Consider the following 12,611-nt stretch of genomic DNA (forward strand, 5'->3'; position numbering starts at 1 on the left):
CGTGGGATTCAAGGTGCTACAGATCGTTCCGCAGCTTCCAAGGTATTGACCAGCAGCATGGTGATGGTCATGGGGCCGACCCCGCCGGGCACCGGGGTGATGTAGCTGGCGACTTCTTTGACACCGTCAAAGTCTACGTCGCCGCAGAGCTTGCCGTCGGGAGTGCGGTTCATGCCCACGTCGAGCACCACGGCACCGGGCTTGACCATATCGGCGGTCAGCACGTTGCGCTTGCCCACGGCGGCCACAATCACGTCGGCCTGCAGGGTCATGGCTTTCAGGTCTGCGGTGGCGCTGTGGCAGACGGTGACGGTGGCGTTCTTTTGCAGCAGCAGCAGGGCCATGGGCTTGCCCACGATATTGCTGCGGCCGATCACCACGGCGTGCTTGCCGCGCAGGTCATAGCCGATGCTCTCCAGTATCTTCATGCAGCCGTAGGGTGTACAGGGCAGGAAAGCGGAGTTGCCGGTCATCAGCGCACCGGCGCTGGCAATGTGGAAGCCGTCCACGTCTTTCAACGGGGCGATGGTTTCGATGACCTTCTGGGCATCGATGTGCGCGGGCAGCGGCAGCTGCACCAGAATGCCGTGGATCGCCGGGTCGCTGTTCAGAAACTTGATGCGCTTGAGCAGTTCGGCTTGTGACAGGTCGGCAGGATATTGCTCCAGCACCGAGTGCAGGCCCGCGTCGGCGCAGGCCTTGACCTTGTTGCGCACGTAGACCTGGCTAGCCGGGTTTTCACCCACCAGCACGACGGCTAGGCCAGGGGTGATGCCGTGGGCCTTCAGGTTGGCGGCGCGTGCGGCGACATCCAGGCGCAGGGTGCGGGAGAGGGCGATGCCATCGATCAGTTCAGCGGTCATGGGTTCAAAAATATAAGTAAAAACGCCCGCTGGCACAAATGCGGCGGGCGTAAGCAGCTATCGGAATGGTAGCGTCAGGTTTTCGGGGCGATCTGTCCCAGAGCAATCTTCAGCAGGTCGGCCACGGTGTTGGCGTTGAGCTTTTCCATGATGTTGGCGCGGTGCGCTTCCACCGTCTTGATGCTGATGCCCAGGTCGTCGGCGATCTGCTTGTTCAGGCGACCAGCGACGATGCGTTCCAGCACCTGACTTTCACGCGAGGTCAGCTTGGACAGCAGCGCACCGCGGCTGGCAGCTTGCTGGTGGTCGGTGAAGGCTTCTTTCGCATGCTCCAGCATGCGCTCGACCAGGCCAACCAGTTCGTCTTCTTTAAAAGGCTTCTGGATGAAATCCATGGCACCTTTTTTCATCGTGTCTACCGCCATGGGCACGTCGCCGTGACCGGTGATGAAGACGATGGGCAAGGGCGATTTACGTTCGATCAAACGGTCTTGCAGCTCCAGGCCGGTCATGCCGCCCATGCGGATGTCGACGATCAAACAGGCCACTTCACGGGCATCGAAGCGGCTTAAAAAGGACTCGGCCGAATCGAAGCAACGAACCCGGTAGTCCTTGCCTTCGAGCAGCCATTGCAACGAGTCGCGGACGGCTTCGTCGTCATCGACCACGTACACAGTACCTTTTTTGGGGATCAAACTCATGCAGTCACTCCGGGGTTAACGTAAAAGTTCGGGGGTGTTTGCTGGGCTACTCAGTGCAGTAGAGGATTGCGCCAACGGTATCCAGAATGAAAAACGGCACCCTGTGCCCTCATTTCCATTGTAGAGGTTCTCGGCCTGCATCCGGCCCAGGTGGGACTCGACGATGGTGCGGCACAAATTGAGGCCAATGCCCATGCCTTCGGCCTTGGTCGAGAAGAAGGCTTCAAACAGCCGCTCCTTGACTTCGGGTGCCAGTCCGTTACCGGTGTCGGCCACCGAAAACTCGATGCCCGCCTTGTCATTCACCACCTTGGGCACTACCCGCAACTCGATGTTGCGGTTGGCCGTCGGGCGTTGCGCCAGGTCGATAGCCTCGGCGGCGTTGCGCAGCAGATTCACCAGCACCTGCTCGATCAGAATCGGGTCTACCTGCAGCTGGGGCAGGCGGGCGGCGACGTAATGGCTGAGGCGCACATTGCGCCGACGCAGCTCGATACCCGCCAGCTCCATGGCTTCGAACACCATGTGTTCCACGTCGGACGGACTGCGGTTGGGTTCGCTGCGCTTCACAAACGACTGTATGCGCTGGATGATCTGGCCCGCGCGCTGGGCCTGGCGGGCGGTTTTGTCCAGCGCGGCCAACAGGTCGGCTTCGGCAATGCCCGGGCCTTTGATGCGCGAGACCATGCCGTTACAGTAATTGCTGATGGCGGCCAGCGGCTGGTTCAGTTCGTGGGCCACGCTGGAGGCCATTTCGCCCATGGTGATCAGGCGGCTGGAGCTTTGGGTGCGCTCGGCCTGGGCGGCCGATTGCTCTTCGGCCCGGCGGCGCGGCGTGATGTCGGTGGCAATCACCATCTGTACCAGGCGCGCATCAACCCAGCTCAGGTAGCGGGTGCGCACTTCCAGCCACTTGCCCAGCTCGGGCACAAAGACTTCGGTGCTTTCGGACTGGGTGTCGGTCAGGCTGTCTGTGGGCAGGCCGACAAACGCGTCCACATCGTCGTCCATGGTGTCGTCGCTGGCCGGGATGCTGGGCACACCGGCTTCGGCCACCAGTTTTTCATGGCCCTCGGTCTGCACGCCAAACCAGAGGCGGTACAGCTTGTTGGCAAACAGCAGTTCGTGGCTGTTGATGGGTGCTACAGAAACAGAAGCATCCAGTGCTTCCAGCACCTTGGTAAACCGCTCATACGATGCGGATAACTGCTCGCGCACGCGGTTTGGCTCGGTGATGTCGGTCATCGAGGTCATCCAGCCGGTTTGCTTGCCTACCGCGTCGATCAGTGGCGACACGTACATGCGGCCATCAAAAATACTGCCGTCGCGACGCTTCACCCGCACCTGGAAGCCGCCGGGCGGGGTGCGGCCGTTCAGCTCGTCTTCCAGCCGCGCCACCAGGAAGTCGCGGTCTTCTTCGGGCCAGTGCACAAACGGCGCAGTGTGGCCCACCAGGGCCGATTCGCTCCAGCCCGTCATGCGGCAAAACGCGGTGTTGACGTAGGTGATGCGGCCTTGCATATCCAGCGCGCGCATGCCGGTCAGCATCGAGCTTTCCATGGCGCGGCGGAAGTTGGTTTCCGACACCAGGGCCTGCTGGGCCTGCAGGCGGCGGCGGGTGTGCTTCCAGTTGCCGATCAGCATCCAGGCGGTCAAGATGCTCAAGGCTCCCACCAGCCAGAACAGGCCGCTGCCGATCACGCCTTGCGAGGTGCGGTAGGCCTGGGCCCGCAGCACCAAGCCGTTGCCCACCGGCGATACCGGCACTTCGTAAGGTTCTGACTGGCTAGACCAGGGCAGCAAGCGGGCTCCCACCATATGGATGGGCGCAGCATTGCCGGCCAGCACCTGGCCGTTGCCGTTGAGCAGGGCTACCGCGTACTTGGCCAGCACCTCGGCGGGCACACCGTAGCGCAACAGGCTTTCGTTGGAGTATTCGGCTAGCAACACCCCCGCGAAGTGGCCCCGGTCAGACAGTGGGATGTGCAGTTGCAATAGCGGCACGCTGTCGGGCGTGCCCGCGGGCTGGGCGTATACCGGCTGCTGCAGGTCACGCGCCAGGCTGAAGGTGCTTTCGGTATCGCCACCGGGCCGCAGCAGGGTGTCTACCGCACGCACCTGGGGCGTGGGCAGGCTGGGTGCCGCGTAGCTGGCTTTGATGCGGCGGCGCTCGTCGATCCAGCTGACGGACTGCAGATCGGGGTGTTGCGCCACCAGCGACTCGGCGCGGCTGATGAATTCTTCGGCGTCCACCTCTTCGTTAGAGATGTCGCGGCCAATGCGCATGAGCTGCTCTTGGCGCTCCAAGAGGCGCAGGCGGATTTGCTGTTGCGTGTATTCCACATCGCGTTTGACGGCTTCTTGTTCGCGGTCGATTTCTTCCAACCGCAGATACATGAAGGACGAGCCAATGGCGGCCAGAAACATCAGCACCGCAATCAGCGGTGCCAGCATGGCAAAACGGTCTTGCCGATGTGGTGTTTGGCGGCCCCACCAGCGTTTCCACCAGCGTGCGGGGGCCAGCGCTGCGGGCATTTGAGGGGGTGATGGGGAGCGCTGTGGCATGCGTGAAGTGTAGGTGACAGCTTGCCTAGGCCCCAAAGCCCTAAAAAACTATGCGTGTTTTTACGCAGTTTAAAGCGCTTTTAAACCACATTATGAAATTTAAATTCATATATTGAAACTTACAAACTTTTATGCAAAAATAAACTTGCCGCCTTAAAAAGCCGTGTCAAACCATCAAAATACCGCTACCCAACCTAGGAGACAAAGCATGTCAGCTGTACCAGAAAGCCTGTCAGGAGCTGCGCAAACCGACGCAGACAGCCAGGAAACCCGTGAGTGGATGGACGCGCTGTCCGCCGTCATTGAAAGTGAAGGCCCGGAGCGCGCCCATTTTCTTTTAGAGCAGTTGCTGGAACATGCGCGACAAAAAAGCATTGACATGCCTTTCTCGGCCAACACCGGTTATGTCAACACCATCGAAGCCGACCAGGAAGTGCGTTGCCCCGGCAACATCGAGATTGAAGAACGCCTGCGCGCTTACATGCGCTGGAACGCCATGGCCATGGTCGTCAAGGCCAACCGCCACCACCCCGTAGACGGCGGTGACCTGGGCGGTCACATCGGTTCATTTGCCTCGCTGGCCCACATGTTTGGTGCCGGCTTCAACCACTTCTGGCATGCCGAGAACGAAAACCACGGTGGCGACTGCCTCTACATCCAGGGCCACGTGTCGCCCGGTGTGTACGCCCGCGCCTACCTGGAAGGCCGCCTGACCGAAGAGCAGTTGCTCAACTTCCGCCAGGAAGTGGACGGCAAAGGCCTGTCCAGCTACCCGCATCCCAAGCTGATGCCCAATTTCTGGCAGTTCCCCACCGTCTCCATGGGTCTGGGCCCGCTGATGGCCATCTACCAGGCCCGTTTCCTGAAGTATCTGCACGCCCGTGGCATTGCCGACACCGCCAACCGCAAGGTCTGGGTGTTCTGCGGCGACGGCGAAATGGACGAAGTCGAATCCCTGGGCGCGATCGGCCTGGCCGCGCGTGAAAAGCTCGATAACCTGATTTTTGTTGTCAACTGCAACCTGCAGCGCCTGGACGGCCCGGTGCGCGGCAACGGCAAGATCGTGCAAGAGCTCGAAGGCGAATTCCGCGGCTCCGGCTGGAACGTCATCAAGCTGCTGTGGGGCAACGAGTGGGACCCTCTGCTGGCGCGCGACAAAGACGGCGCTTTGAAGAAGCTGATGATGGACACGCTGGACGGCGACTACCAGGCCTTCAAGGCCAACGACGGTGCCTACGTGCGCAAGCATTTCTTCGGCCGCGATCCGCGCACCCTGGAAATGGTCGCCCACATGACCGACGACGAAATCTTTGCCTTGAAGCGTGGCGGCCACGATGCCAAGAAGGTCTACGCGGCCTACCACCAGGCGGTCAACCATAAAGACCAACCCACCGTGCTGCTGATCAAGACCGTCAAGGGCTTTGGCATGGGCAAGAGCGGCGAAGGCAAGAACAACGTCCACCAGACCAAGAAGCTCACCGACGAAGACATCAAAATCTTCCGCGACCGCTTCAACATCCCAATCCCGGACAGCCAACTGGCCGAGATTCCGTTCTTCAAGCCTGCCGACGACACGCCCGAAATGCAGTACCTGCACGAGCGCCGCAAGGCCTTGGGCGGCTACCTGCCACACCGCCGCGTCAAGTCCGACGAGCAGTTCACCGTGCCCGCGCTGGAGACCTTCAAAACCGTGATGGAAGCCACGCCCGAAGGCCGTGAAATCTCTACCACCCAAGCCTATGTGCGCTTTTTAACCACGCTGTTGCGCGACCAGGCTCTGGGCCCACGTGTCGTGCCAATTTTGGTGGACGAAGCCCGTACCTTCGGTATGGAAGGCCTGTTCCGCCAGATCGGTATCTACAACCCGGCGGGCCAGCAATACACCCCGGTCGACAAAGACCAGGTCATGTACTACCGCGAAGACAAGGCCGGGCAGATCCTGCAAGAAGGTATCAACGAAGCCGGTGGCATGGCCAGCTGGATCGCTGCGGCCACCAGCTACAGCACCAGCAACCGCATCATGGTGCCGTTCTACGTGTACTACTCGATGTTCGGCTTCCAGCGCATTGGTGACCTGGCCTGGGCCGCTGGCGACATGCAAGCCCGCGGCTTCCTGCTGGGCGGCACCTCGGGGCGGACCACGCTGAACGGCGAAGGCCTGCAGCACGAAGATGGCCACAGCCATATTCTGGCCAACACCATCCCCAACTGCGTCAGCTACGACCCTACGTTTGCCCACGAAGTCGGCGTCATCCTGCACCATGGCCTGAAGCGCATGGTCGAGAAGCAAGACAACGTCTACTACTACCTGACCCTGCTGAACGAAAACTACCCCATGCCCGGCCTCACCGCTGGCACGGAAGAGCAAATCATCAAGGGCATGTACCTGTGCAAACCCGCTGCCAACGGCAAGGGCACCGTGCAACTGCTGGGCTCCGGCACCATCCTGCGCGAATCCATGGCCGCGCAAGAGCTGCTCGAAGCCGACTGGGGCATTGCTGCCAACGTCTGGAGCTGCCCTAGCTTCAACGAGTTGACCCGCGATGGCCAGGATGCCGAGCGTTTCAACCTGCTGCACCCGCTGGAAACGCCCCGTAGCTGCTTCGTGACCGACCAACTGGCGGGCCACGCCGGTCCTGTCATCGCGTCCACCGACTACATGAAGGCCTACGCCGAGCAGATCCGTCCGTTCATCCCCAAGGGCCGCACCTACAAAGTGCTGGGCACCGATGGGTTTGGTCGCAGCGACTTCCGCAGCAAGCTGCGCGAGCACTTCGAGATCAACCGCCACTACATCGTGGTCGCCACCCTCAAAGCGCTGAGCGAAGACGGCACCGTGCCAGCGGCCAAGGTGGCCGAAGCGATTGCCAAGTACGGCATCCAGGCCGACAAGGTCAATCCGCTGTACGCGTAACAAAACCTCACCTTGCAGGGCCACCACGGGTGGTCCTGCGCGCAACTTTGGAGACACAAACATGGCATTGATTGAAATTCATGTCCCCGATATTGGGGACTTTGACGAGGTGACCGTCATTGAGCTGATGGTCAAACCCGGCGATACCGTCAAGGCCGACCAGTCGCTGATCACCGTCGAGTCCGACAAAGCCTCGATGGAAATCCCATCCAGCAGCGCCGGTGTGGTCAAAGAGATCAAGGTCGCCCTGGGCGACAAGGTCAAGCAGGGCTCTTTGGTGGTGATGCTGGAAGTCGCCGGTGGCGCTGCCGCCGCGCCAGTTGAGGCGCCAAAAGCGGCTCCAGCCCAGGCAGAACCTGCACCAGCAGCTACAACTCCTGTAGCAACGCCCGCAGCAGCACCTGCGGCATCCGGCCCGGTCCAGATCTTCGTTCCCGACATCGGCGACTTCAAAGACGTGACCGTCATCGAAGTTATGGTCAAGGTCGGCGACACCATCAAGCAAGAGCAGTCGCTGATCACCGTCGAGAGCGACAAGGCCTCGATGGAAATCCCGTCGTCTTCGGCTGGCGTGCTCAAAGAGCTCAAGGTCAAGATGGGTGACACGGTCAACATCGGCGACCTGCTGGCGATTCTGGAAGGCGTGGCGGCTCCCGCAGCCGCAGCGGCCGCCCCGGCCGCAGCACCTGCTGTGGCCGCTGTCGCTGCCAGCCCTGCACCGGCTCCTGCCGCAGCGACCCCCGCTGCTGCTGCACCCGCCGCCCACAACCCCACCGTCGCCCCCACCGGCGCGCTGCCCCACGCTTCGCCCTCGGTGCGCAAGTTCGCCCGCGAACTCGGCGTGCCGCTGGCAGAAGTCAAGGGTACCGGCCGCAAGGGCCGTATCACCGACTCCGATGTGCAAAGCTTCACAGCTTCGGTCATGTCCGGCGCGGTCAAGACCACTGCCATGGCTGCAAGCCAAGCCAAAGCCCCCGCAGGCGATGGCGGCGGCCTGGGTCTGCTGGCTTGGCCCAAGGTCGACTTTGCCAAGTTCGGCCCGGTCGAGCGCAAGGACATGTCGCGCATCAAGAAGATCAGTGGCGCCAACCTGCACCGCAACTGGGTCATCATTCCGCACGTCACCAACCACGACGACTGCGACATCACCGACCTGGAAGCCTTCCGCGTCAGCATGAACAAGGAAAACGAGAAGGCGGGCATCAAGCTCACCATGCTCGCCTTCATGATCAAAGCCAGCGTGGCCGCGCTGAAGAAGTTCCCCGAGTTCAACAGCTCGCTGGACGGCGACCAACTGGTGATGAAGCAGTACTTCAACATCGGCTTTGCGGCAGACACGCCCAACGGCCTGGTGGTTCCGGTCATCAAGGACGCCGACAAAAAGGGTGTGGTCCAGATCAGCACCGAAATGGGCGAATTGGCCAAGAAGGCCCGCGACGGCAAGCTCGGCCCTGCCGACATGAGCGGTGCCTGCTTTACCATCTCCAGCCTGGGCGGTATTGGCGGGCGCTACTTCACGCCCATCATCAACGCCCCCGAAGTCGCCATCATGGGCGTGTGCAAGAGCGCGGTCGAACCCAAGTGGGACGGCAAGGCTTTTGTGCCCAAGCTGATGTTGCCGCTGTCGCTGAGCTGGGACCACCGCGTGATTGACGGCGCAGCGGCTGCCCGCTTCAACGCCTATTTCGGCCAAGTCCTCACCGACTTCCGCCGGGTTCTGCTCTGATATGACGACCGTCGTCGTGGTCAAAAAAGCCGGTGTGGTGGCCATCGCTGCCGACACGCTGGTGACCTTCGGCGACACCCGCCTCGGCCAACGTTTCGAAGACAACAGCAAAATCTTCAAGATCGACACCCTGGCGGGTCCCAGCTTTGTCGGCATGGCAGGCACCGTGGCGCACTTCCCCGCGCTGCGCCTGGCCATGGCCGGGTTGCCGCCCGAGCAGCTTTTGCTGGGCAGCAAAGACGAGGTGTTCACCACCTTCACCAAGCTGCACCCAGTGCTGAAAGAAGCCTTCTTTCTGCAAACCAAAGAAGACGACAACGACCCTTACGAGTCCAGCCAGTTCAGCGTGGTGGTGGCCAACGCCACCGGCATTTACGGCCTGTACAGCTACCGCGAGGTGTTCGAGTTCAAGGAATTCTGGGGCATAGGCTCGGGCCGCAGCTTCGCGCTGGGGGCCCTGCACGCCACCTGGGGCAGCGCCAAGTCGGCCCGCGATCTGGCGGTGCTCAGCGTGCAAGCCGCCTGCGAATTCGACAAGAACTCGGCGGGACCCGTCGAAGTGTTTACCGTCAAATTAAAGAAATAAGTGGAGATCAAACAAATGGCATCCCTGGAAATCAAAGTCCCCGACATTGGCGATTTCGACGAAGTCACCGTCATCGAGTTGATGGTCAAAGTGGGCGACACCGTCAAACCCGACCAGTCCCTGATCACCGTGGAAAGCGACAAAGCCTCCATGGAAATCCCGTCCAGTGACGGCGGCGTGGTCACCGCGCTGAACGTCAAGCTGGGCGACAAGGTCAAAATGGGCTCCGTTGTGCTGGTGCTCGAAGCTGCCGGTGGCGCTGCGGCGCCTGCTTCTGAGCCAAAACAGGCTCCAGCGCAGGCAGCACCTGCGCCAATAGCTACAGCTACTGTAGCAGCGGCCCCCGCACCCACTGCCTCCAGCTTTGCCGGTACGGCCGATCTGGAATGCGACGTGCTGGTACTTGGCGCTGGCCCTGGTGGCTACTCTGCTGCCTTTCGCGCCGCCGACCTGGGCCTGAAAGTCATCTTGGTCGAGCGCTACGCCACTCTGGGCGGCGTGTGCTTGAACGTGGGTTGCATCCCCTCCAAAGCCCTGCTGCACGTGGCCGCCGTGATGGACGAAGTCAGCCACCTCGGTGCTTTGGGCATCGAGTTCGGCAAGCCCGAAGTCAGCATCGACAAGCTGCGCGCCCACAAAGACAAGGTCATCAGCAAGCTTACCGGCGGTCTGGCCGCCATGGCCAAGATGCGCAAGGTCACCACCGTGCGCGGTCTGGGCCAGTTCGTTGGTGCCAACCACCTGCAGGTAGAAGAAACCACGGGTGCCCAAGGCCAGGAAAAGACCGGCAAGACCCAAACCATTGCTTTCAAGAAGGCCATCATCGCTGCGGGCTCGCAAGCCGTGCGCCTGCCCTTCATGCCCGAAGACCCGCGCGTGGTGGACAGCACCGGCGCGCTGGGACTCAAGGAAGTCCCCAAGCGCATGCTGATTTTGGGCGGCGGCATCATCGGTTTAGAGATGGGTACCGTCTACAGCACCCTGGGTGCACGCCTGGACGTGGTGGAAATGCTCGACGGCCTGATGCAGGGTGCCGACCGCGATCTGGTCAAGATTTGGCAAAAAATGAATGCGCCACGTTTTGACAACATCATGCTCAAGACCAAGACCGTGTCCGCACGCGCCTTGCCCGAAGGCATCGAAGTCACGTTCGCAGCAGCAGAAGAGGGCGGCACCGCCCCCGCACCCCAGGTTTACGACTTGGTGCTGCAAGCCGTAGGCCGCACGCCCAACGGCAAGAAGATCGCCGCTGACAAAGCCGGTGTGGCCGTCACCGACCGCGGCTTCATCAACGTCGACATCCAGATGCGTACCAATGTGCCGCATATCTTTGCCATTGGCGACATCGTCGGCCAGCCCATGCTGGCCCACAAGGCGGTGCACGAGGCGCATGTGGCAGCCGAAGTAATTGCCGGTGAACTGCAAGGCAATAAAGAACTGGCCGCCGCCGCCTTTAACGCCCGCGTCATCCCCAGCGTGGCCTACACCGACCCCGAAGTCGCCTGGGTCGGCCTCACCGAAGACCAGGCTAAGGCCCAGGGCATCAAGGTCAAGAAGGGCCTGTTCCCCTGGACAGCCTCCGGCCGCGCCATCGCCAATGGCCGCGACGAGGGTGTTACCAAGCTGCTGTTTGACGATTCGCCAGAAGCCCACGGCCACGGCAAGATCCTCGGCGGTGGCATGGTCGGCACCCACGCTGGCGACATGATCGGCGAGATTGCCCTGGCGATTGAGATGGGTGCAGATGTGGTCGACATCGGCAAGACGATTCACCCACATCCCACGCTGGGCGAGAGCATCGGCATGGCCGCGGAAGTAGCGCATGGCAGCTGCACGGACTTGCCGCCTGCGAAGAAGTAAGTTATTACATTGCTACTGATTCAGTAGCTGGCCGCGCATGTTCTATAAGGGCTGCGCGGCTTTTTTATTTATAGTTGCAGTGCAGTCTGACCGCCTTCTGCGACCGGCACCAGCGCCCGGCCGCATAATGGCCGATGACAGATGCCACCCCTCCCCACAAGCGCCGCGTACGTTACGCTGGCACCCATCCTCGCCAGTTTGAAGAAAAGTACAAAGAGCTGGACCCCACGCGCCATGCGGCAGAGGTGGATAAGGTCATGCTGCGCGGGCAAACGCCTGCGGGCATGCACCGCTCCATTTGTGTGGACGAAATCCTCGCCATCCTGAAGCCTTTGCCAGGCGAAACTGGCGTGGATCTGACACTAGGTTTTGGCGGCCACACACTGGCCATGCTGCCGCTGGTGCAGCCGGGCGGGCGCATGTTTGGCATGGATGTGGATCCGATCGAGCTACCCCGCACCACGGCGCGGCTGCGTGCAGCGGGCTTTGGCGACGAGACGCTCATCGTGCATCGGGCCAACTTCAGCGAACTGGCCACTTTGCTGCCCCAGGCGGGCGGTGGCTTTGACTTTGTGCTGGCAGACCTGGGCGTATCGTCCATGCAAATTGACAATCCGGCACGGGGTTTCAGTTTCCGGGCCGATGGGCCGTTGGATCTGCGCCTGGACCCCACCAGCGGCCAGTCGGCCAGCGAACTGCTGTTGTGCGTGACCCGGCACCGGTTGCGCGATTTGTTGACAGATAACTCGGACGAACCTTTTGCCCTGCCATTGGCCGCAGCCCTGCAAGGCCAGTATCTAGAGACCACCGTGCAGCTCGCCGACCTGGTGCGGGCCACGATGGAGCTGGCGTACAAGCGCAGCATGCCTGCAGAAGAGCGCTTGGCCGAGACTAAAAAAGTGCTGCAGCGCACGTTCCAGGCGCTGCGCATTGAGGTGAACGACGAGTTTGGCGTGCTGGATACCATGTTGCTAAACCTGCCTGCCTGCCTCAAGCCGGGTGGGCGCGTGGCGATTTTGAGCTTTCACTCCGGCGAAGACCGGCGGGTGAAAAAGTGCTTCCAAACCGGCGAGCGCAACGGCACTTTCAGCAGCGTGGCCCCCGACCCGATTCGTGCCTCGTATGACGAGCAACGCAGCAACCCCCGCTCCACGTCTGCCAAGTTGCGCTGGGCGGTGCGGGCACTGCACTGAGCTGCGCATTCAGCGAGGCTCAGACCTCATGCCGTCCCACCCAGCGCTCCTTCAGCAAATAGCCGTTAAGGCAACGCTGAATAAGTCCCGACCTGGCGCGTGACTTGCATTGGTATTGTCATCCCTCACAAGGCGACAAAGATGAAGCAACACACCCTGGCCCTGGCCGCCGACCAAGAAGCGGGATTCGCCCAGCACCGCAA

General features: G+C 61.5%; 8 protein-coding genes. 5 read left to right on the forward strand and 3 right to left on the reverse strand.

The annotated features are described in order from the left end of the window. Positions 1-8 precede the first annotated feature (8 nt). From folD to Q0T48_RS00610, 3 genes are all read right to left on the reverse strand, one after another. The gene (gene folD / locus Q0T48_RS00600) at positions 9-863 is read right to left on the reverse strand and encodes a bifunctional methylenetetrahydrofolate dehydrogenase/methenyltetrahydrofolate cyclohydrolase FolD (protein WP_295950907.1); all 855 of its coding nucleotides are present in this window, start codon (positions 861-863) and stop codon (positions 9-11) included. Between the two features lie 74 nt (positions 864-937). Then, positions 938-1,564 carry a response regulator transcription factor gene (locus Q0T48_RS00605; protein ID WP_295950912.1) on the reverse strand — a complete coding sequence of 209 codons (627 nt, stop codon included), beginning with the start codon at positions 1,562-1,564 and terminating at the stop codon, positions 938-940. Positions 1,565-1,579: 15 nt separating this feature from the next. Further along, complete coding sequence (locus Q0T48_RS00610) at positions 1,580-4,129, reverse strand: PAS domain-containing sensor histidine kinase (RefSeq protein ID WP_295950914.1); 2,550 nt, start codon at positions 4,127-4,129, stop codon at positions 1,580-1,582. A gap of 208 nt (positions 4,130-4,337) precedes the next feature. Here Q0T48_RS00610 and aceE point away from each other — a divergent pair, with 208 nt between their 5' ends. From aceE to rsmH, 5 genes are all read left to right on the forward strand, one after another. Then, complete coding sequence (aceE, locus tag Q0T48_RS00615; protein ID WP_295950916.1) at positions 4,338-7,043, forward strand: pyruvate dehydrogenase (acetyl-transferring), homodimeric type; 2,706 nt, start codon at positions 4,338-4,340, stop codon at positions 7,041-7,043. A 61-nt stretch (positions 7,044-7,104) separates the two neighbouring features. Then, positions 7,105-8,769 carry a dihydrolipoyllysine-residue acetyltransferase gene (gene aceF / locus Q0T48_RS00620; RefSeq protein ID WP_295950919.1) on the forward strand — a complete coding sequence of 555 codons (1,665 nt, stop codon included), beginning with the start codon at positions 7,105-7,107 and terminating at the stop codon, positions 8,767-8,769. Position 8,770: 1 nt separating this feature from the next. Continuing rightward, entirely contained in the window at positions 8,771-9,355 is a 585-nt protein-coding gene (locus Q0T48_RS00625; RefSeq protein ID WP_295950923.1) for an MFS transporter, read from the forward strand. A gap of 15 nt (positions 9,356-9,370) precedes the next feature. Continuing rightward, a complete protein-coding gene (lpdA, locus tag Q0T48_RS00630; protein ID WP_295950926.1) occupies positions 9,371-11,215 on the forward strand; it encodes a dihydrolipoyl dehydrogenase in 1,845 nt (614 codons plus the stop codon). A gap of 134 nt (positions 11,216-11,349) precedes the next feature. Further along, positions 11,350-12,408, forward strand: coding sequence for a 16S rRNA (cytosine(1402)-N(4))-methyltransferase RsmH (gene rsmH, locus Q0T48_RS00635; RefSeq protein WP_295950929.1), 1,059 nt, complete (start codon positions 11,350-11,352; stop codon positions 12,406-12,408). The last annotated feature ends 203 nt before the right edge of the window (positions 12,409-12,611 follow it).

The organism is Rhodoferax sp., assembly GCF_025354435.1.
GTDB lineage: Bacteria > Pseudomonadota > Gammaproteobacteria > Burkholderiales > Burkholderiaceae_C > Rhodoferax_B.